This window comes from Bradyrhizobium sp., from assembly GCF_049691595.1.
Lineage (GTDB): Bacteria > Pseudomonadota > Alphaproteobacteria > Rhizobiales > Xanthobacteraceae > Bradyrhizobium.
This window is the reverse complement of the sequence record NZ_JBAVNZ010000279.1, coordinates 1-21,038: the sequence shown is the minus strand read 5'-3', so window position 1 is coordinate 21,038 and position 21,038 is coordinate 1. Positions and strand designations below refer to the sequence as shown.

The window sequence follows — 21,038 nt, the reverse complement described above, 5'->3', positions numbered from 1 at the left end:
ATGGCCACGCTGCGATACCCGGCCAACCGCCGCGACCCGCGCATTGACGAACACGACCTCCTGGCCGCGCGAGGCGTAGGTGTAAAGTTCCTCGTGGCGGCGATGAAACCGATCCTCGATCTGCTCGACAAGGTCGGTTGCATCCCAATCGAGCGCGGTCAACGGCACATCGATCTCAAAAACCTGCTCGCCGTAGCGCATCTCGGCGGACCGTTCGATCGAAACCGGGCCATTGAACCACGTGCGAAGCCGGCCCGCCGCCTGCTGTTCCAGCTGGGCGAAGAGATCGCGCACCTCGGCGGCCGAAATGCGCGCGCCAGCGCCGTAATGGGTCCGGCTGATTTCGTAGCGCAGATCGCTGGTCAGCATGCCCCATGCCGACAGCACTGACGCCACGGTCGGCACGATGATGCGCCTGATCTCCAATTCGCGCGCGACCTCGGCGGCGTGCAGACCCGCGGCGCCGCCGAAACTCAACAGCGCGAATTTTCGCGGATCGACGCCGCGGCGCAATGTCATCAGCCGAATGCCGTCAGCCATCTTCAGATTGATCATCTGGTAGATGCCGGCGGCGGCCCGCAGCCGGGACAGTTGCAGCGACGCCGCGATCCGGTCGATGGCGGCTTCCGACGCCGCGCGATCGAGCGGACGCCGGCCTCCCATGAAGGCGGCGGCATCGAGATAGCCGAGCACGACGTTGGCGTCGGTGACGGTGGCGGCCGTGCCGCCATTGCCGTAACCGGCCGGCCCTGGAATCGCGCCGGCGCTTTCCGGTCCGACGCGCAGCGTGCGGCTGGCGTCGACGCTGGCGATCGAGCCACCCCCGGCCGCGATGCTCGCGATATCCAGGCTGCGCAGCGCAATGCGCTGGCCGGCCAGCATTCCGTCGACGGAAAGCGAAACCTGCCCGTTTGATATCAGGGAGATGTCCGTGCTGGTCCCGCCCATGTCGAACGGCACGAGATCGGCAATGCCAAGCAGATCGGCGCAGCGCCGGCTGCCCGAAATGCCGCCAGCCGGTCCCGACAACACCGTGCCCGCGGCGAGGCGCGAGGCTTCCTCGACCGGCGCCATGCCGCCATGCGACAGCACGACAAACAGGTTGCCTCCAAAACCGGCCTCGGTGAGGCGCTGCTCGAGATTGGTCAGGTAGCGTCGCAGGATCGGCTCGACATAGGCATTCACGATCGTGGTCGAGACGCGCTCATATTCCTTGATCTGCGGCAGCACCTCGCTCGACCGCGACACGCTGATGCCGGGCAGTTCCCGTGCCAGCCGCTCGACAACCGCGAATTCATGAACAGGATCGAGATAGGCGTGCAGGAAGCAGACCGCGACTGAAGTCGCGCCGGATGTCCTGACGGCGGCGATGGCGTCGCCGAGCGATCCGGCATCCAGCGGCGTCAGAACCTCGCCATTGGCCTTGAGCCGCTCCCGAACGCCGAAACGGCGCTCGCGCGGCACCAGCGGCTCCGGTGGCGGCGAACGCAGATCGTAGCGGTCGGGCTTAAGGCCTTCGCGCATTTCGATGACGTCGCGATGGCCCTCGGTGGTCAGAAGCGCGACCTTGGCGCCCTTGCGCTCCAGCAAAGCGTTGGTCGCGACCGTCGTTCCGTGAACAAGGCGATCGGTCGCTGCGAGCATTTCCGCGCGCGTCACGTTCAACCGTCGTGCCAGCTCTTCCAGCCCAGCCATGACGCCGACCGACTGGTCGGCCGGCGTGGACGGCGATTTTGCGAACACGGTTCGCCCGGTTTTGTCCGACGCAACCAGATCGGTGTAGGTCCCGCCGACGTCTATTCCGATCGTGAACATCGTCAGCTGCGCGGCTCCGAACTGACGCCAGTCAGGCCCTGCTCGCGGTCGCGCCGGCGTGCTTCGGCCGATCGGTGGGCGGGCAGCCCCCAGCCGCCACCGCCGGAAGAGCGTATTTCGAGGCAATCGCCGGGGCGGATCTCGATGCCGACTTCCTTGGTGCGCAACACGCGCGGCTCGCAGCCTTCGGACAAAAGGCGATAGCGATGCGGTTTTCCGTCTTCGCCACCGAGCATTCCGCAGGGACCGTGACGCGCGCCGTCGCCCGCGGTGTTGCCGCGCGCGGGCTTTTCCGTCTCCAGCACCAGATCGAGGGAGACGCCGAGGCCGCCGCGAAACTGGCCATCGCCGCCCGACCCGGCGCGGAATTCGTGGTGGCGGAAATGCAGGGGAAAGCGCACCTCGGCAACCTCGACGCTGCCGAACTTGATGCCGCCGACCGTGTGCCATTCGCCGATCGACGACCAGCCATCGCCGCCGGACGACGCGCCGCCGCCGGGGCGCGCCTGGAACATGTGCCAGATGAAGTTGCGCCCGGTCCGCGGGTCTTCGCCCTGGATCGCGATCCGGAACCTGCGGCTCCATCCCGCCATCGCGCGCTCGGGACAGGACGCCGACAACGCCTTGACGATCGCCTCCACGATCTCGTTCGACGGATGGCTGGTGCAAAGCGTCACCGGCCGGCCGGGATCGGCCCAGACCACGGTTCCCTGCCTCGCAATCACCTTCAGCGCGCGCAGCGCACCGCTATTCTTGGGAATATCGGCATCGATCAGATAGGCAAAGGCCATCGCCACCGCGGCCTGCATGTTGGCATGCGAGGAGTTGACGAAGCTGGTCGACTGCGGATCGGAATCCGACAGGTCGACTTCGATGTCGCTGCCCTTCTTGGTGACCTTCGCCGCGATCTTGATGTCGCTGCGGCCGTGGCCGTCATCGTCGAGAAACGCCTCGCCGTAAAACACGCCGTCCTTCCAGCTCGAGACCACCGCGCGGGTCCGCTGCTCGGTCGTGTCGAGGATCGCCTCGATCGCCGCCTCGACCACCGCCGCGCCGTATTCCGCGAACAACCGCGACAGCCGCCGCTCGCCGAGATGGGCGGCCCCGATCATCGCGGCGAGATCGCCGCGAAACTCCCGCGGGTTACGGATATTCAGCGCCAGGAGATCGAGCAGGTCGTCGCGCAGCCGTCCGGCCTCGTACAGCTTGATCGGCGGAACGCGCAATCCCTCCTGGAAAATTTCGGTGGCAGCGGGATTGTAGCCGCCATGGGTGGCGCCACCGATGTCGCTCTGGTGGGCACGAACGATGGTCCAGAGCAACCGCTTCTCGCCGTCGAAGATCGGCACGAATGCCGTGAGGTCGGGCAGATGGCTGCCGCCATGATAGGGATCGTTGAGCAGAATGACATCGCCCGGCCGGACGTCGCCGAACCGCTGCTCGACCGCGAGCGTCGCCCAGGGCAGCGCCCCGACGTGAACCGGGATGTGGTCGGCCTGCGCGATCAGGCGGCCGCGCGTGTCACAAATTGCCAGCGAAAAGTCCCGGCTTGAATTGAGGATCTGCGAGTAGGCGGTGCGAAGCATGGCTTCGCCCATTTCCTTCACGATCGAGGAGAGGCGATGCTGGACGACGGATCTGGTGATGGGATCGATCTTGGGTGGCATTGGGGTTTCGTTTGGTAATTTCTCAGATATCGAGTTTAGAGTGCCTCAAGGTCGGTTGAGGTCACGTTGCAAGACCAGACGCCCCGCCGATGATAAACAAAAAAATCGTCTCTCCCGTTGTGCTGCGGCCTTGAGGCGCAATGCGCCTGGAGTGTTCGGCGGATTTCCGCCTCCCACTCATTCGGCAACTTTCGTCCATGACGTGCACATACTTTCTCTACTGCCTTGTAGATTGATTGCGTCGCCATAGGCCGGCGATTTTCCATTGCCCAGATGAGATACTGGGCCATGGTCGAGACATCTTTCATCCTCTAACCCTCCCGTGGCATCCTAGCCCAAAGCGTCCCAATGAAGCCAGTATGTCGGGGTCAAGATTGCCATCAGTAAGATAGGCGGAGGGGTGCGGGCCGTGGGATGAGGCGAAGCGGCCATCAAATCGCGTTGGAGCCCAAGACTTAAGCAGCTTCCTTTTCAAGCTTCGCTTCGTAAGTTTTCAGGCTTCGTCGCAGCGTCTCGCGTAGCCTGGGCTCGCGGGACTCAATGGCCGCGTTCGCAACCCTTACGGCTTCGGCTTCGACGGCTTCTTCGCGAGAAAGTTGTTTGTGCTGGAACAGCCATGCGGCTACCGCCGCCCAACTATAAAGCGACGTCTTGGAAGTTACCCGCGCGACTGGTGACGGGAAACTATCGGCGCGATCGCCCTTCGAATAGTTGGTAATCGCCGCGCGCGACAGACCTGTTCGCGCTGCGATGTCCGACAAGCTCACCAACGGGTCAGGCTCCAATCGATTGACATGCGCGCCCGCCTTCTCTGTGCATTCGATGGCGGAACAAATTGCCGCAACGATGGAGTCGGCCTCGCGCGCAAAGTCCACGATGATGTGGCCCTTTTGGAACGAGATAGTTGCGTCATCGCAGCCAGCCCTGAAAAAGCGATCTGCGAAATCATCAGCCTCGGGGTCGAGGCCGGAAGCAATGATGCTAAACTCAAATGTCTTCATTGGTCTCCTCCTCTTGCCTGTGAGGGCAGCGGTCCATTTCGCGCCTCAGTTGTTTCGCGTGGTTCTGCGGGTTCCTTGGCGTCGACCACACGAAGATGATGGATCCCTCTCTGTCATGGTGAGCACAAAGAAGTTTACCCCAGGCGTGTCCCTTGACCTTGACCCATGACCACCCCTGCGCCTCAGCATAGGCAACCGCGGCCTCGATCTCCTTGTTTGGGTGCGACGGGCGTTTAGCCATCCATGAACCGGATATTTAGCGTACTGTTAACAAATGTCAACACCCCGCGCTTGACGCGATCGTCACGAGGCAGACACTTCCTTAAGCGCGCCTGACGCGGCCTCGATGATGGCATCAATATCGGCATCCGTCATCGGCGTTGACAGCGCCATTAATCCATAGCCCGCGGCCAGCACGCCGCGATTGAGCAGCGCCCGATTGAAGACAGCCTGGCGCTGGGCCTCCTGCTCCGTCAGATAGGCCGATCGATAGTCACGGATCGGCCGATCGGCGAAATGAATCTTCAGGAGCGAGCCAAGCCCGACCGTGCCGCCGGGAACGCCGTGGTGGCGGAAGGCGGTGTCGATGCCCGAGCGAACCGCCTCTCCCATCGTGTCGAGGCGCGCGAAGGCGGCGGCGTCGAGCAGTCGCATCGCGGCCAAACCCGCCCGCATCGTGACCGGGTTGGCGGAAAACGTCCCGCCATGCGGCAGCGCCGGCTTGCCCGGACGCGGGTCGAACACCGCCATCACGTCCCTGTGGCCGCCGATCGCGCCGACCGGAAAACCGCCGCCGATGATCTTGCCGAGCGTGGTGAGGTCAGGGTCGACATTCCACAAGCCCTGCGCCCCGCGAAACCCCAGGCGAAAGGTGATGACCTCGTCGAACACCAGGAGCGCGCCGACCTCGCGTGTAACCATGCGCAGCGCTTCCAGGTAAGTCTTGTCCGCGGGCGCGAGGCCCGCCCGATTTGGCATGGGATCGACCAGGACGCAGGCAAGCTCAGCGCCGTGCTCGCGGATCAGGCTGACCGCCGCCTCCGCATCGTTGAACGGGATGGTCACGACGTCGGCCAGCACGTTGTCCGGCGTGCCCCGGGCGTAGGCGACCGATACCGGCGCGTTGCGGCCCCACGCTTCCGGCGTCGGGTCAAGACTCACTTCGGCATAATCGTAAGAGCCGTGGTAAGCGCCCTCGCATTTGGCGATCTTCGGCCGGCCGGTAAAGGCGCGGGCGGCCTTCAGCGCCATCATCACCGCCTCGGTGCCGGAATTGGCGAAGCGAACCTGATCGACCGACGGCAACCGCGCGGCGAGCAGTTCGGCGAGTTCGATCTCGGATTCGGTCGGCAGGCCGAACGCCGATCCGAGTGCGAGCTGTTCCGTCGCAGCCTTGATCAGCGCCGGATGCGCATGGCCGTGAATTTGCGAGGTAAAATTATTGATGCAATCGATGAATTCGTTGCCGTCCACGTCGAAGACGCGACAGCCCTCGCCGCGCGCCGCGTAGATCGGATAGGGCTTCATGAAAACGGTGGTGCGGGTATTGCCGCCGGGCAGGCTCGACAGCGCGCGATCATACATCCTTTGCGATGACGAGCTTGAATCTGGGTACATGCGGGCTTCCGAGACTGCAGAGCTGCATTCGATCCGATCTTATAGCCGTTCGATTTTGCCCGTTCTACGATTTCCTTCCTCCGTGAAGTCCGTTACGACGTTTGCTGCGACAAGGGAGGAAAGCGTGAACATAACAATGATGGACCGCGTCGCCGTGGTCACCGGCGGCAGCAAGGGGATCGGCCTCGCGGTCGCGCGGCGATTTGCGGGATCAGGCGCGAGAGTCGCTATTCTTGCTCGCGGCGCCCAGGACCTGAAGGCCGCGCGGGAGTTGCTTGGCAAAGACGGTCTCGAGGTCCGCGACTATGTCTGCGACGTCTCCAAGGCCGACGACATTTCCCGGACCCACGACAGCATCGTGGCCGATTTCGGCAAGGTCGACGTGCTCGTCAACAATGCGGGAACGTCGCGCGCGATGGCTTTCGAGACCATCACCGACGACGTCTGGCAGCAAGACCTCGATCTAAAACTGTTCGCGGCGATCCGCTTCAGCCGGCTGGTCTGGCCGGGCATGAGGCAGCGCAAATGGGGCCGCATCATCAACGTGCTCAACACCTACGCCAAGGCCCCGGCCGCCGCGTCGGCGCCGACCTCGGTTTCGCGGGCCGCCGGCATGGCGCTGACCAAAGTCATGGCGAGCGAGGGCGGCGAGCACAACATCCTCGTCAACGCGATGCTGGTCGGCCTGATCGTCAGCGATCAATGGGTGAAGCGGCACGCCGCGAAAGCGCCGGATACCGATTTCGACGCCTTCACGCGCGATCTCGCCAGCGGCGTTCCGCTCGGCCGGATGGGTACGGCGGAGGAGTTCGCCAACCTCGCCTGTTTCCTCGCCTCCGAACAGGGGTCCTATATCACCGGCACCGCCATCAATGTCGACGGCGGCCGTTCACCCGTGGTCTAGACTGGCGCGGCGGCAGCCCAGGGCCGGCATCCACGACCCCGGAAGTAAAAAGGCCCCCGTCACCGGAGGCCTTTTTTGACTTCTAGACCGCGTCCTTGGCGGCTTTGACCGGCCTGGCCCGAACGATCTTCCGCGCCGGCTTGGCCTTGAACATCATTTCCTCGCCCGTGAAGGGGTTGGTGCCCTTGCGGGCCTTGGTCGCGGGCTTCTTGACCACAACGAACTTGGCAAAGCCGGGAACGAGGAACACGCCGCTCTTCTTCAGTTCCTTGTGACCGACGTCGACAAGCGTCTCCATCACGCTCTTGACTTCGCGCTTTGAAATTTCGGTGGTGGTCGCGATCTTCTCGATCAACTGCGACTTCGACATTTGGGTAGCCATGGTTGCTCCATCTGATTCTGGAGTGGGCACGATATGGCGGAAACTGCCTAAAAAAACAGTGTTTTCGACATTCTTCACAACTATATCGATCGTTGACATCGGCAGAATGATGCTGTTTGGAGTCGAATTCGAGGGCTTATCGAGCCTCTCCCGACCGGCAAATTCGGCCCTCATGGGCGACGGGCCCCGGCAGACCGGTTCCTGACAACGCCGCCCGCGCCTCACGTGGCGACGCGCAATCGCCACCTTGGCCCGGTGGCGCGATTGCATCGAGTTGCCGGTCAACCCATTGCTCCACTTCAGGTTTCAGGAAGGATTTTTCCGGTCGCGCGGCGATTAGAAAATGACTTGGGCTCGTCTTCCATCGTAACATCAGCCAAAGCCAGCCGTGATCGACCGGCCGGCCTTCCATTCGAATTCCGGGGATCTTGCATGGATCTGAGTCGTCTTGAGATCAATCGCCGCACCGCGCTGCTGACCTCGGCGGCGATCGCCGCCAACGTCGTCAATCCGGCGCGGGCCTTCGCGCAGGAAACGCCACGCAAGGGCGGCGTGTTCAACGTCCACTACGGCGCCGAGCAGCGCCAGCTCAATCCAAGCATCCAGGCATCCACCGGCGTCTACATCATCGGTGGCAAGATTCTGGAAAACCTGGTCGATCTGGATGGCACCGGCCAGCCGGTCGGCGTGCTGGCGGAAAGCTGGGAAGCCGCCCCCGACGGCAAGACCGTCACCTTCAAGCTCCGCAAGGGCGTCACCTGGCACGACGGCAAGCCGTTCACCTCGGCCGACGTCGAATTCACCGCCATGCAGATGTGGAAGAAGATCCTCAATTACGGCTCGACGCTGCAGCTTTTCCTCACCGCCGTCGATACGCCCGATCCGCAGACCGCGATCTTCCGCTACGAACGGCCGATGCCGCTCAACCTGTTGCTGCGGGCGCTGCCCGACCTCGGCTATGTCTCGCCGAAGCACCTCTATGAAAATGGCGACATCCGCCAGAACCCGAACAATTTGTCGCCGGTCGGCACCGGCCCGTTCAAGTTCGTCAGGTACGAGCGCGGACAATACGTCATCGCCGACCGCAACCCGGATTACTGGCGCCCCAGCGCGCCCTATCTCGACCGCATCGTCTGGCGCGTGATCACCGATCGCGCCGCCGCGGCGGCGCAGATGGAGGCCGGCGAATTGCACTACAGCCCGTTCTCGGGGCTGACGATCTCCGACATGGCGCGGCTTGCCAAGGACAAGCGCTTCATCGTCTCGACCAGGGGCAATGAAGGCAACGCGCGGACCAACACCCTCGAGTTCAACTTCCGCCGCAAGGAGCTGTCCGACATCCGCGTCCGCCGCGCCATTGCGCACGCGATCAACGTGCCGTTCTTCATCGACAACTTTCTCGGCGATTTCGCCAAGCTCGGCACCGGGCCGATCCCCTCGACCTCGGCCGACTTCTATCCCGGCGCCAATACGCCGCAATATGCTTACGACAAGGCCAAGGCGATTGCGCTACTCGACGAGGCCGGCTTCAAGGCCGGCGCGGGCGGCACCCGCTTCTCGCTCAAACTGCTTCCGGCGCCATGGGGCGAGGATATCTCGCTGTGGTCCACCTTCGTCCAGCAGTCGCTGTCGGAGATCGGCATCCCCGTCGAGATCGTGCGCAACGATGGCGGCGGTTTTCTCAAACAGGTCTATGACGAGCACGCCTTCGATCTCGCCACCGGCTGGCACCAGTACCGTAACGATCCCGCGGTCTCGACCACGGTCTGGTATCGCTCGGGCCAGCCCAAGGGCGCGCCCTGGACCAACCAGTGGGGCTGGCAGGACGCAACCGTCGACACCACCATCGACAACGCGGCGACCGAAGTCGATCCCGCCCGACGCAAGGCGCTCTATGCCGAGTTCGTCAAGGAGGTCAACACCGAGCTACCGGTCTGGATGCCGATCGAGCAGATTTTCGTCACCGTGATATCAGCGAAGGCGCGCAACCACTCCAATACCCCGCGCTGGGGCTCGACGAGCTGGCATGATCTTTGGCTTTCCGCCTGACGCCATATCCGTCAAGATGACCCCATGCGCATCCTAGGCCTTGCGGGGCGGCGTCTGGCCGCCTCGATCCCGACCTTGCTTCTGATCCTGATCGGCGTATTTCTGCTGCTGCAACTGGCACCCGGCGATACCGTCGATGCGATGATGGCGCAGATGGGCGGCGGCGATGCCGCGACCGCGCGGGAACTGCGAAAGTTCTACGGGCTCGACCTCTCGATCCCGGCGCAACTCGGCAATTATCTGTGGCGGCTGGTGCGCCTCGATCTCGGCTTCTCCTCGATCTACGGCAAGCCGGTGGCCACCGTCATCCTGGAACGGCTGCCGCCGACAATTCTCCTGATGACCGCCTCGCTGTCATTCGCGTTCTTCTTCGGCCTGTTGTTCGGCGTGATCGCCGCGCGCGGCGTCAACCGATGGCCGGACACGCTGATCTCGACGCTCGGACTGATCTTCTACGCGACGCCGTCGTTCTGGTTCGGATTGATGGCGATCGTGGTGTTCTCCATCTATTTGCAATGGCTGCCGGCCGGCGGTTTTGAGGATATCGGCGCGGTTCAGGCCGGCGTCTGGCGTATTCTCGATATCGCGCGGCACCTCTTGCTGCCGACGCTGACGCTCGGCCTGATCTTCCTCGCCATTTACCTGCGCATCATGCGCGCCTCGCTGCTCGAGGTGCTCAACCTCGATTATGTCAGGACCGCGCGCGCCAAGGGCCTGGACGAAACCCGGGTGGTGACGCGCCATGTGTTGCGCAACGCGCTGCTGCCGATGGTGACGCTGATCGGCCTGCAGGCCGGCACCATGCTGGGCGGCTCCGTCGTGGTCGAGAGCGTGTTCTCGCTGCCGGGTCTTGGACGCCTGGCTTACGAATCCGTGGTGCAGCGCGATCTCAACACGCTCTTGGGGATCGTGTTCGTCTCTGCCCTGCTCGTCATATCAGTCAATTTTGTCGTCGACCTGATCTATGCGCGGCTTGACCCGCGGATTTCGGCCGAAGGCTGACGCATGGACGCGCTCAAGCGCTATTTCCGAAGCCCGGCCGCGGTCATCGGCCTCCTGCTGTTGCTGATCGTGATCGCGATGGCGGTCAGCGCCGGCTGGCTCTACCCGCGCGATCCGCTCGCGCTCGCCGGGCGGCCCTTGATCTGGCCGTTTTCCAACCCGCGATTCCTGCTCGGCACCGACAATTCCGGCCGCGATATCGCCGCGCAGATCTTCCACGGCGCGCGGATTTCGCTGTTGATCGGCGGGGTCGCGACCGCGATCGCCATCCTGATCGGCATCCTGGTCGGGGCCTTCGCCGGCTACTATGGCGGCTTAATCGACAACCTCCTGATGCGGATAACCGAAGCGTTCCAGACCCTGCCCAATTTCGTGCTGCTGCTGGTGCTGGTCGCGGTGTTCGGCTCGACGCTCACCACCGTCACCATCGCGGTCGGCGTGGTGTCCTGGCCGGCGCCGGCGCGGCTGACCCGCGCCGAATTCCTGTCGCTGCGCAACCGCGAATTCGTCCAGGCCGGGCGAACGCTCGGCATGAAGGACATCCAGCTGATCCTCGGCGAGATTCTGCCCAACGCCTTGCCGCCGGTGATCGTCTACGCCAGCGTCGTGATGGCGGTCGCGATCCTGCTCGAAAGCGCGCTCGCCTTCCTGCGCCTGTCCGATCCCAATGTGGCGTCCTGGGGCAATCTGATCGGCCTCGGCCGCGACGTGTTGCGGGTGCAGTGGTACGTCTCGGCGTTCCCCGGAATCGCCATTCTGATCACGGTGCTGGCGGTATCGCTGGTCGGTCAGGGCCTGAACGACGCGCTTAATCCGAGGCTGAAGAGCCGATGAGCGATGCACTGGACACCGTCCTCTCGCTCGACCGGCTCAGCGTGCGCCTGCCCGCCGGCGCGGACCGCCCGAACGCCTTGTCGGATGTTTCGCTGTCGGTCGCGTCGAACGAAATCCTGTGCGTGGTCGGTGAATCCGGCTCCGGCAAATCGATCATGGCCAACGCCATCATGCGGCTGCTGCCGAACGAGGTCAGGATCGACGGCGGCCGGGTGATGTTCGAGGGCCGCGATCTTGCCGCCGCGACCGTGGCCGATATGCGCAAGGTGCGCGGCGCCGGCATCGCCATGATCTTTCAGGAGCCGATGACCGCGCTCAATCCGCTGCGCACCATCGGCGACCAGATCGCCGAGATGTTCTTGACCCACACCGGACTGTCGAAAGCCGAGATCGACGCCAGGGTGCAGGCGCTGCTCGCGGACGTGCGCATCCCCGACCCCAAGGTCGCGGCCAAAGCCTATCCGCACGAACTTTCCGGCGGCCAGCGGCAGCGCGCCATGATCGCGATGGCGCTGGCGCTCGATCCGAAACTCTTGATCGCCGACGAGCCGACCACCGCGCTCGACGTCACCACGCAGGCGCAGATATTGCAACTGATCCGCGACCTGCAGCGGCGCAAGAAAACCGCGGTGCTGTTCATCACCCATGATTTCGGCGTGGTCGCCGAGATCGCCGACCGCGTCGTGGTGATGCAGCACGGCGTCGTCGTGGAGCAAGGCACGGCCGCGTCGGTCCTGAATAGTCCGCAGCACGCCTATACCAGGCAGCTCATCGCCGCCGTTCCGCCCTTGAAGGCGCCGCCGCCACGCGCCCTTTCGGATCAGAACATTCTGACCATCTCGAACGTGTCGAAGACCTATCGAACCGGCGGGTTTCTGGGACGCGGCGCGCGCGTCACGCCCGCCGTCAAGGATGTATCGCTCCATCTTCCGAAAGGCGCGACGCTCGGGATCGTCGGCGAATCCGGCTCGGGCAAGTCGACGCTGGCGCGCTGCATCGTGCGGCTGATCGACCCCGATGCCGGATCAATCGTGCTTGGCGGCAAGGACTGGGCAAAGCTCACGCGCGAAGCGGTCCGCCGCGAGACCCGTCATATCCAGATGGTGTTTCAGGACCCGTTTGCCTCGCTCAATCCGCGACGCAAGGCGGCGGAACTGGTGGCGCAAGGCCCGATCGTGCACGGCATGCCGCGGGCCGCCGCCATCGCCGGGGCGAAAGAGCTGTTCGCGCTGGTCGGCCTCGATCCGTCAGCGGGCGACCGGTATCCGCATGAATTCTCCGGCGGCCAGCGGCAACGGATCGGGCTGGCGCGCGCGCTCGCGCTCGAGCCGGACGTCCTGATCGCGGACGAGCCGGTTTCGGCGCTCGACGTTTCGGTGCAGGCGCAGGTGCTGGACCTGCTCGCCGAATTGCGCCAGCGGCTTGGCCTCTCGATCGTCTTCATCACGCATGATCTGAGGGTCGCGGCCCAAATCTGCGACCTCGTCGCCGTGATGAAGGATGGCGCGGTGGTGGAACACGGGCTCGCGGCGGAGGTGTTCGGCAACCCGCAACACCCCTATACGCAGGCGCTGCTGAGCTCGATTCCGGGCGGGGATTTCACGCGCGCGCGCGATGCTGCAAGGCTTGTGCCCAAAGCATGATGGGTTCAGGTTGAGGCGCAGCGGGGCGAGGTGACCTGAACGCTGGTGCCGGGTTAAGTCAAAGTCATTGCTCCTCAAGCGATCTCGCGCGCATCGCGCCAGCGGTAGACCAGTAACATCAGCGGCGCCAGTTTGCGAAGCAGCCCATGGGCCGCGATCGGCACCGGCCGGGTGAACGGCAGCGACAGATCCTTTTCCGGCACGCCGCGGACAGCCTTCGCCAATTCATTGCCAAGCGCGATCGACAGCGCGACGGCGCGACCGTTGCAGCCGGTCCAGCCATAGGCGTCCGGCCCGAGCCGATGGATCCGCGGCAGGAAATCCGTGGTCATTCCGACATAGCCGTTCCAGGCATGATCGAACGACACCTCGCCGATCTGCGGCCACAATCGGCGCAGCCGCTCCGCCACCCTCGCCTTCAGCCTTTCGGCCCTGTTGCCGGGGCCGATCACCGCACCGCCGGTGACCAGGCGGTTTCGCGCATCATAACGCGCGAAATAGAGTTCGCCGTGGGTATCGGACATCGCCTGCCGGCCGGGGATGATGGTCTTGCGCACATTGTCCGATAGCGGCTGGGTCGCCATCTGCCAGGACAACACCGGCATCACTTCGGTGGCCAGGTCAGGCACCAGCGATTTCGAAAACTCGCCGCTGTAGGCGTTGGTCGCGACCACAAGCGCGCGGCCGCCGATCTCGCCCTTCGCCGTCTTCACCCGCCATCGATCGTTGCGGCGCTCGAAGCTGATGGCCGGCGAGCGCGCGTAGATCCGCGCGCCGAGGCCGAGCACGGTGCGCGCGAGGCCGCGCGACAACGCCAGCGGATTGATGTGGCCGCCGGTTTTGTTCCAGAAACCGCCGAACCAGGCATCCGAGCCCAGCATGTCGCGCGCCTGTTCGCGCGACAGCAATTCAACGGGGGCGCCGAACTTCGACCACTGCCGCACCCGCCGTTCGGCGATCTTGATGCGGCCGGGCGAATGCACCGGCTGAACCCAGCCGGCCTGCTCCTGCTCGGCCTCGATCCGGTAGCGCTGCGCGACCTCGAACAAGGTCGAGGCGCTGTCACGGAGCAGACCGACAAAGCGTTCGCCGACCGCGCCATGCTTTGCGATGATGTCCTCGGGATCGGGCCGCGACAATGTCGGGATCACCTGGCCATTATTGCGCCCGGACGCACCCCAGCCCGGCTCCATCGCCTCGACGATCGCGACGTCGACGCCCGCTTCACGCAAATGCAGGGCAGTCGACAGCCCGGTGAAGCCGGCGCCGATGATGATGACGTCGGCCTGTTGCGCGCCGATCAGTTCGGGAAGATCGGGCCCAGGCGGCGTCGCCGCGGCCCACAGCGAGTCGGGCCAACGGACGGTTGCGGTAGTCATCGTGATCCTTTCTTGCGGGCGCCTGATCGATCTGGTTAGCTTAATACGCTGGTTCATGCCGGGGAAACAGAAGAGTGGCTCTCAACAACGTCATCGGAATAGATCACGCCGTCATCATGGTGAAGGATCTCGACAAGGCCGCGGAAAACTGGAAGCGGCTGGGATTCACGGTTTCACCGCGCGGCACCCACAGCGCGCATATGGGATCGGGCAACTATACCATCATGCTCGATCCCGACTATATCGAATTGCTCGGCGTGCTGGTTGTAACCGAACACAATGCTCCGGCGCGGGCGTTTCTCGAAAGGCGCGGCGAAGGCATCGAGCGCATCGCCTTCACCGCGGTGGATTCCGCCGCGGGCGCCGAGGAAATTCGCGCGCGCGGCTATACGCCGATCGGCCCGACCGACTTCGAGCGGCCGGTGACGATGCCCGATGGCACGCGATCGGCAGCGAAATTCAGGACCTTTCAATGGCCGATCGCGGAAGCGCCGGGCGGCGTGCGCATCTTCGCCTGCCAGCACAAGACGCGCGAGACCGTCTGGATCCCCGAATTGATGAAACACGCCAATGGCGCCAAACGCCTGAAGCAGGCGCTGATCGTGACGCCGGAGCCGGCCAGGGATGCCGCGCATCTCTCGCGCATGATCGATCGCGACGCGAGAGCCGAACCGGACGGCGCCGTTGCGGTCCCGTCAGGTTCGGACCGTGCCGACTTCGTGTTCCTGACGCGGGATCAACTCGGCAGGCGCTATCCCGGGGTTTCGCTGAGCGGTCTGCCCGAACGCGGCGGGGCGGCGTTGGTGATCGCAACCTCGGATCTCGCCGCCGCGGAAAGGACGGTCGGCCCCGTCGGCGTTCGCAGTGGCGGGGCCGTCTGCGTGCCGCCCGCCGCCGGCAATGGTACATTACTCGCCTTCGTCCATGGCTAGCCGAAACACCGATCGCGCCACGGCGCATCGAACTGGTCTGAAAATGCAACGCGCCTGCACATCGCTTGATGCCCATGACGACAGATAATCTGCGTGGCCGCACCGCATTGGTGACCGGAGGTTCGCGCGGTATCGGCGCCGCGATCGTGCGCGCATTGGCTCACGCCGGCGCGGCTGTCGCCATCAATTATCGTGAGCGCGCCGGCGACGCGGACGCGCTGGCCACGCGCATTGGCTCGAGCGGCAGCCGCGCCATTGCGATCGCCGCCGATGTCTCGCGCGCCGACGCGGTTGCATCGATGGTCGAGCGCGCGACGTCCGAACTCGGGCCGATCGACATTCTCGTCAACAACGCCGGCATCGCCATCGTCAGGGGTGTCGACGATCTCACGGAAGCGGATTTCGACCGCACCATCGCGGTCAATCTGAAATCGGTGTTTCTGTGCACCCAGGCGGTATTGCCGATGATGCGATCCCGGAAATGGGGCCGCATCGTCAATATCTCGTCGGGCGCCGCGCGGGGCGCCGGTTCGATCGGGCCGCATTACAACGCGTCAAAGGCCGGCATCGAGGGGCTGACGCGCGGCTATGCCGCGCGCCTCGTCAGGGACGGCATCACGGTCAACGCGGTGGCGCCTTCCCTGATCGCAACCGACATGATGAAGGGGCAGGAAAATCTCGTCAGCCGGATTCCGCTGGGGCGCTTCGGCACCGCCGATGAGGTCGCGCAGGCCGTCATGATGCTGCTCGGCAATCCCTATATGACCGGACAGACGGTGGCGATGAGCGGCGGCATGGCGTTCAATTAGGGGCTGGCGGCTCTGCTTGATCCGTATCAATGCCGCCGCACGATTTTGGCCGATAGAGGACAGGGCCTGAAGCTTCTCATCCGCCTTGTCGCACAGGGATCGTTGCCTAGATGCCGAACCCCAGATTCACCCTGAAATTTCTCCTGACCGCCACCGTGTTGAACCGCGAATATCGGCGGGCCGATTGGGTTCTGATCTTCGCCATCGTCAGTACCGTGGCAACGATGGCGCTGGTCGGGCTCTACCTTCTGCAGCGCGCCTCGGTCGGGTGAGTTTCCTCCGCCAAGCCGGAGAACTCAGCCTGGACGCGCGCTACCCGAATAGACGAACCCCATGGCCCGTGGTGCCCTGAGATAACCGGTTTCCAGGCTCTCGATCCGAAAGCCGGCGGACTGCATCAGATCGTCCGGTTTGCGATTGAGACGGCATCCACCCGCAACGCGCTTCCATATCGGCGTGAGCCTGTCCTGCCAGCGAGCCACGGCAATTTCCGGTGCGCGGCCGTGTTCGGCGAACAGAAGCACGCCTGCGGGTTTGAGGACCCGGCGAATCTCCGCGAGCGTCCTGGCAGCGTCGTCCACGGTGCAAAGAGTGAAGGTCATCACCACCGTGTCGATGCTCGCTTTGTCCAGCGGCAAGGCTTCTGCTGTGCCGCGCAGCAGTTCGACCGGAACCTGTGCCTTGTGGGCGCGTTGTTCGGCGAATCGCAGCAGTTCCGCGGAGGGATCGACGCCACAAACATGATCAGCCTGCGGCCCGTAGAAGGGAAGATTCAATCCGGAACCAATACCGATGTCCAGCACGCGACCGCTGGCGGCTTTTCCGATCCGTTCTCGAAAAGGTACCATTTGTTTCTGCTGCATCACGAGGTCGAGTACCCGCGGAAACAGCCAACCCTCGTAAAACCCCATCGATATCCTCCAGGAAGCTTGTCGCTCCGATTTATGACGCGTGGATGCCTTTGAGGTTACCACGCATCGCATTGTCCGGCGTCACGAACCTGGTGCGCATCCGATAATCGGGATGCTCGGTTCCCATCAATCGATCCCACCACGTAAAGTAGAGCCCGAAATTCCGGGGCGCGTGCTCATGGTGCATGTCGTGGTGGGTGACCATCGTCACGAGACCCATCATCGGACGATCCGCCCAGCCTTTGGGAAACAGCTCATAGCCGCAATGGCCGATGGCATTGCGCAGCATCATATGCGCGGTGAATGCGAACAGGCCACCAACATGCATTGGCACGATTGCGACGAACATCGGCATGAATAGCGCATGGATGAAGGCTTCACCGGGATCGAACGCGTAGGCTGCCCACGGCGTCGGATGATGCGAGCGATGGTGGGTAGCATGCACCCTCCACAATATCGGTACGCGGTGCATGAGCCGATGCACCCAGTAGAAATAGGCGTCTTGCACCACGATCATCGCAACGACGCTTCCGAGGAGATACTGCCAGCCATGGAGGGATATATCTGTGTAGATCTGGAATACGCCATGCCTCGCACCGACCCCGAGCGCCGTCCCGACAGAGGCGAAGATGCACACGGTCACCAGCGAATGGCCGATCTCCCGCCATATCTGACTGACAGGGGGCGTGTTTCCGCGAATCTTTCTACCCGCCAGTCGTGACCGGAAAATCACCCAGATGAGAAGGAATACAGAACCGGCGCCGATCAGATAGCGGACAAGATCGTTGGCGAAGACGTAGGGCCAGATTTGGCGGAATTCATCAAGGATCGATGTGAACTGCATCATGGCGCGGATACTCTCCTGTTGTGCCGGTCCTCCAGACCTTCACCGCAGCTAGCCGCATATCCGCAACCTGTCCGCTCGATTTCTCGCCAAATGCGCTCGATTCCGAAATCGTCTAGCTTTTTTCAGATTCGATCCGCCCGTTCGCGCTGCGCATCTCCACCAATGCGGCGCTCCGGTAGGCCGTTGCGGACTGACCGGTTTCGGCACGGAACGCGCGGTTGAAGGGAGGCAGTGAGGCAAAGCCGGAGTCGAGCGCAATGGTGAGCACAGGCAAACGCGCCAGTTTGGGATCACGCAAGGCGGCCTTGGCGGCGGCGATACGATGACGATTCACGTAAGCGTTGAAATTGCTGTGGCCGAGCGCCTCGTTGATGTGTTTGCGCAGGCGGTGCTCCGGCACTCCCAGTCTTTTGGCCAGCGCGGCAATGGTCAAACCCTGCTCCAGATACAACCGGTCGATATTCATGGCGCGTTCCAGGGCCGCGCCAAGGGCCTCATCGACCAATCTCTGGCGATCGATAGCGGGAACAGGTTCGGCCTGCCTGGCAGTCACAATGTTCGCGAACGCCAGGCGTGATGCGGATGCACTGAGCAGCCATGTTGCCGCCGAGGCCGCGAGGATCGAGACAGTTGACGATTGCAGCGCCAGCATCCAGGCGGCAGGAGGTCGCCCGGCGAGGGCGGCCTCGGCGAACGCAATCCCGATGGCCACCAGACTTCCGCCAATCAGGAACAGCAGCCTGAACCGTCTGCGGCTCTCCAGCAGGTCATTGTCATAACCGCGCCAGGCAAGCAGCAATACGTGAGCGTCGAGCGCCAGAATGACCAGATTATGGACGACAGCGAGCGCCTGCCCAAGCGCAGCGCGCTCGACAATGTGGGCTCCCACACGGGCGAAACCCAAGGCCAGCACCGCTATCAGGACGCCGACATGCACCGCTTCGAGGCGAAAATCGTCCTCCAGCAGCGCCAGCGCGAACCACCAGAAAAAAACGCTGTTTCCAATGCATAGCGGCAGCAGCAATGAGCTGGCGCCCCACGCCCCCGGAGCGCCCGAGCAAAACATATAGGCGGCAGTCCCGATTCCGAACAGCGCGCCCAATCGCGCCCGGAAATCAAACCTTGCGTCACGCAACAGCAGGAACGCGGTTAGCAGCGCCAGCGTGACAGCGGCTGGTCGGAAGAAGGCGTCGATCTCAAGCATCGATTCGATTCGAGCACATCACCAACTCATCCCGACAAAAGGCAGCGCTCGCTGCGACAGATATCAGTGAGCTTCTAGCAACCGCTGGCGCTCGCGTCGCCTCCTTCCATCAACAATGTGAAATAGCACAGCAAGGCGCGACATTCTCGCCAGCGCTGGCTGCCTGGATCGGCGGACACGGCACAGAGCCGAAAGAGCAAAACACACAGCAGTCACCGGCTTTCGGCTTGAGCCGCGCACCGCAGCCTTTGCAATCATAGAAGAATTGGCAGGCGTCCATTGGCATCGCTTCCGTTGCGCGATGACCGCAATGCGGGCAGGTGATCGTTGATTGAATCTGCACTTGCGTCATCGCACAAGCCGGAGGAGGAAGGGCTCAACATAGGGGCCCCAGCCAACCGAAAGCATGACGAACGCGGTGCCCAGACTAAGGAGTACCCGCGCGCTGTTCGAAGCAGCAGAGCAAGAACCATCAACGTTGCAGGCGACGGACCGCCGCCGAAAAAGCAACGTCCATGCTGCCGCCACAGCCACCACCGCGCCTCCGAGCAGCAACGGCTGCCAGTTGACCAAGACTTCAAGTCCGCCGAATACCGCGCTGCCAGCCCCGAGCCCCGCAAGCGCCAGAGGCAGCACGCAGCAGGATGAAGCCGCAAGCGCACCAAAGCCGGCCACAGCTCCCAAGCCGGCAAGCCAGCCGCTCACTTCGCCGGGGCCGTTCCCGGTGCGGCGCGGGAGTGGGGCAGCCGTATCTGTCAATGCCATGGCTCGTGCTCCTGCATGATTTAAGGCATTATCGCACCCGTAGGAGCTACGGGTTCAAGGGAAAAATGATCACAAAACCGAGAGTTATCACCATCGGACAATTGGCCAGAGCGGCTGCGGTCAATCTGGAGACGGTGCGCTACTATGAACGGATCGGGCTCATGCCGCGGCCCGATCGCACGGGCAGCGGCCATCGTTCGTACGACGAGAAGCATGTCCGGCAACTGTCATTCATTCGCCGAGCCCGTGAGTTGGGGTTCAGCATCGAAGATATCCGCGCGCTTCTGATGCTCGCGGCACCCACCCATAGATCGTGCGCGGAGGTCAAGGAAATCGCCGGCGCTCATCTCGTCAGGGTCCAAGCAAAGCTGGCGGATCTTGCGAAGCTCGAGAACATTCTAGCCACGACCATCGCTCAATGTAGCGGAGAAGCATCGCCAGCATGTCCCGTGCTCGACATCCTGAACAGGCCGCAGCCTGATTAATCGGAAGAGGAATCCTGTGCCGGCTCGTCATCGGCAATCGCACGCCACGCCGCGCCATCGAGATCGTCGAACTGACCGTTCCTGAGCGACCATAGAAAGCCGATGAGGCCGACCAGGCCCAGCATCAGCGCCAACGGCACCAGATAGACCAGGACTTCCATCACGCGCCCCCCACCCTCACGCGGCGAGCCCGCAGGGCATTGAGCATCACCAGCAGCGATGAACCCGACATCGCGACCGCGGCGACCAGCGGGGTCGCAAGCCCAGCGATCGCGATCGGAACCGCCAGCACATTGTAGCCGATCGCCAGCCCGAGATTCTGCCGCATCAGATGCATGGCCTTGCGCGAGAAATCAACGGCCGCCACCACCGGCGCAAGCTCATTGCCGAGGAACACCAGATCGGCGGTGGCCTGACTGAGATGGGTGGCGCTGATCGGCGACATCGAGACGTTGGCCGCGGCCAGCGACGGCGCGTCGTTCATCCCGTCGCCGACCATCATCACCCTGGACCCGCTCCGCTTCAATGCCTCGATATGGGCGATCTTGTCGGCGGGAGTCATGCCGGCGCGCCAGCCCGGCACGCCCAACGCCCGCGCCGCGTGCCGGACCGCGGGCTCCCGATCGCCTGACAGCAACTCGACCGCGATGCCGCGCGCCCGCAGCGACGCAATGGCGGCCGCCGCATCGGCCCGCAGCCGCTGCCGGACCGCAAAGACATGACAATCCTCCCCGCGCCGGAAGGCGACAACCGAAACTTCGGGATCCTGGCTCAGGATTTCGTTGGCTCGGG

The 21,038-nt window shown here is 63.7% G+C and carries 21 protein-coding genes; 9 read left to right on the top strand and 12 right to left on the bottom strand.

Annotation, left to right across the window (positions count from 1 at the left end; translation table 11 throughout):
* The 4 genes from WCE35_RS12725 to WCE35_RS12710 form a co-directional block, all read right to left on the bottom strand.
* Positions 1-1,815: hydantoinase/oxoprolinase family protein (locus WCE35_RS12725; protein ID WP_424593699.1), on the bottom strand; the 1,815-nt coding region annotated here is incomplete at its 3' end.
* 2 nt (positions 1,816-1,817) lie between these two features.
* Positions 1,818-3,482, bottom strand: a complete 1,665-nt coding sequence (locus tag WCE35_RS12720) for a hydantoinase B/oxoprolinase family protein (protein WP_424593698.1) — start codon at positions 3,480-3,482, stop codon at positions 1,818-1,820.
* 455 nt (positions 3,483-3,937) lie between these two features.
* On the bottom strand, positions 3,938-4,483 hold the full coding sequence (locus WCE35_RS12715; protein WP_424593697.1) for a helix-turn-helix transcriptional regulator: 546 nt from the start codon (positions 4,481-4,483) through the stop codon (positions 3,938-3,940).
* A gap of 303 nt (positions 4,484-4,786) precedes the next feature.
* On the bottom strand, positions 4,787-6,100 hold the full coding sequence (locus WCE35_RS12710) for an aspartate aminotransferase family protein (protein ID WP_424593696.1): 1,314 nt from the start codon (positions 6,098-6,100) through the stop codon (positions 4,787-4,789).
* 124 nt (positions 6,101-6,224) lie between these two features.
* Here WCE35_RS12710 and WCE35_RS12705 point away from each other — a divergent pair, with 124 nt between their 5' ends.
* Positions 6,225-7,004: an SDR family oxidoreductase gene (locus WCE35_RS12705; RefSeq protein ID WP_424593695.1), complete on the top strand. Its 780-nt coding sequence runs from the start codon at positions 6,225-6,227 to the stop codon at positions 7,002-7,004.
* Between the two features lie 82 nt (positions 7,005-7,086).
* Here WCE35_RS12705 and WCE35_RS12700 read toward each other — a convergent pair whose 3' ends face one another.
* Positions 7,087-7,386, bottom strand: coding sequence for an HU family DNA-binding protein (locus tag WCE35_RS12700; RefSeq protein WP_424593694.1), 300 nt, complete (start codon positions 7,384-7,386; stop codon positions 7,087-7,089).
* A 432-nt stretch (positions 7,387-7,818) separates the two neighbouring features.
* On the opposite strand from WCE35_RS12700, the gene WCE35_RS12695 reads away from it, so the two are divergent.
* Genes WCE35_RS12695 through WCE35_RS12680 form a run of 4 tightly spaced genes read left to right on the top strand, consistent with a single transcriptional unit; the run spans position 7,819 to position 12,914 of the window.
* Complete coding sequence (locus WCE35_RS12695; protein WP_424593693.1) at positions 7,819-9,435, top strand: ABC transporter substrate-binding protein; 1,617 nt, start codon at positions 7,819-7,821, stop codon at positions 9,433-9,435.
* A gap of 24 nt (positions 9,436-9,459) precedes the next feature.
* Positions 9,460-10,437, top strand: coding sequence for an ABC transporter permease (locus WCE35_RS12690; RefSeq protein ID WP_424593692.1), 978 nt, complete (start codon positions 9,460-9,462; stop codon positions 10,435-10,437).
* A gap of 3 nt (positions 10,438-10,440) precedes the next feature.
* The gene (locus WCE35_RS12685) at positions 10,441-11,271 is read left to right on the top strand and encodes an ABC transporter permease (RefSeq protein WP_424593691.1); all 831 of its coding nucleotides are present in this window, start codon (positions 10,441-10,443) and stop codon (positions 11,269-11,271) included.
* Positions 11,268-12,914, top strand: coding sequence for an ABC transporter ATP-binding protein (locus WCE35_RS12680; RefSeq protein ID WP_424593690.1), 1,647 nt, complete (start codon positions 11,268-11,270; stop codon positions 12,912-12,914). Before WCE35_RS12685 ends, WCE35_RS12680 begins: the two co-directional genes overlap by 4 nt.
* A gap of 74 nt (positions 12,915-12,988) precedes the next feature.
* Here the strand turns inward: WCE35_RS12680 and WCE35_RS12675 are convergent, their stop codons facing one another.
* Positions 12,989-14,293 carry an NAD(P)/FAD-dependent oxidoreductase gene (locus WCE35_RS12675; RefSeq protein WP_424593689.1) on the bottom strand — a complete coding sequence of 435 codons (1,305 nt, stop codon included), beginning with the start codon at positions 14,291-14,293 and terminating at the stop codon, positions 12,989-12,991.
* A 74-nt stretch (positions 14,294-14,367) separates the two neighbouring features.
* On the opposite strand from WCE35_RS12675, the gene WCE35_RS12670 reads away from it, so the two are divergent.
* The 3 genes from WCE35_RS12670 (at position 14,368) to WCE35_RS12660 (ending at position 16,306) form a co-directional block, all read left to right on the top strand.
* Complete coding sequence (locus WCE35_RS12670; RefSeq protein ID WP_424593688.1) at positions 14,368-15,225, top strand: VOC family protein; 858 nt, start codon at positions 14,368-14,370, stop codon at positions 15,223-15,225.
* A gap of 74 nt (positions 15,226-15,299) precedes the next feature.
* A complete protein-coding gene (locus tag WCE35_RS12665) occupies positions 15,300-16,034 on the top strand; it encodes an SDR family NAD(P)-dependent oxidoreductase (protein ID WP_424593687.1) in 735 nt (244 codons plus the stop codon).
* 110 nt (positions 16,035-16,144) lie between these two features.
* A complete protein-coding gene (locus WCE35_RS12660; RefSeq protein ID WP_424593686.1) occupies positions 16,145-16,306 on the top strand; it encodes a hypothetical protein in 162 nt (53 codons plus the stop codon).
* A gap of 24 nt (positions 16,307-16,330) precedes the next feature.
* Here WCE35_RS12660 and WCE35_RS12655 read toward each other — a convergent pair whose 3' ends face one another.
* The 4 genes from WCE35_RS12655 to WCE35_RS12640 all read right to left on the bottom strand — a co-directional run bounded on the left by WCE35_RS12655 (position 16,331) and on the right by WCE35_RS12640 (position 19,339).
* Positions 16,331-16,945, bottom strand: a complete 615-nt coding sequence (locus tag WCE35_RS12655) for a class I SAM-dependent methyltransferase (protein ID WP_424593685.1) — start codon at positions 16,943-16,945, stop codon at positions 16,331-16,333.
* A gap of 31 nt (positions 16,946-16,976) precedes the next feature.
* Positions 16,977-17,792: a sterol desaturase family protein gene (locus WCE35_RS12650; RefSeq protein WP_424593684.1), complete on the bottom strand. Its 816-nt coding sequence runs from the start codon at positions 17,790-17,792 to the stop codon at positions 16,977-16,979.
* A gap of 112 nt (positions 17,793-17,904) precedes the next feature.
* Positions 17,905-18,996: a helix-turn-helix domain-containing protein gene (locus WCE35_RS12645; protein WP_424593683.1), complete on the bottom strand. Its 1,092-nt coding sequence runs from the start codon at positions 18,994-18,996 to the stop codon at positions 17,905-17,907.
* Between the two features lie 109 nt (positions 18,997-19,105).
* Positions 19,106-19,339: a GDCCVxC domain-containing (seleno)protein gene (locus WCE35_RS12640; protein WP_424593700.1), complete on the bottom strand. Its 234-nt coding sequence runs from the start codon at positions 19,337-19,339 to the stop codon at positions 19,106-19,108.
* 487 nt (positions 19,340-19,826) lie between these two features.
* Here WCE35_RS12640 and WCE35_RS12635 point away from each other — a divergent pair, with 487 nt between their 5' ends.
* Entirely contained in the window at positions 19,827-20,246 is a 420-nt protein-coding gene (locus WCE35_RS12635) for a MerR family transcriptional regulator (protein WP_424593682.1), read from the top strand.
* Here the strand turns inward: WCE35_RS12635 and ccoS are convergent.
* Positions 20,243-20,407, bottom strand: coding sequence for a cbb3-type cytochrome oxidase assembly protein CcoS (gene ccoS, locus WCE35_RS12630; protein ID WP_424593681.1), 165 nt, complete (start codon positions 20,405-20,407; stop codon positions 20,243-20,245). The two genes, WCE35_RS12635 and ccoS, sit on opposite strands and share 4 nt — an antisense overlap.
* Positions 20,407-21,038 (bottom strand): HAD-IC family P-type ATPase (locus tag WCE35_RS12625; protein WP_424593680.1); only part of this gene is annotated, 632 nt, incomplete at its 5' end. The genes WCE35_RS12625 and ccoS, both read right to left, overlap by 1 nt.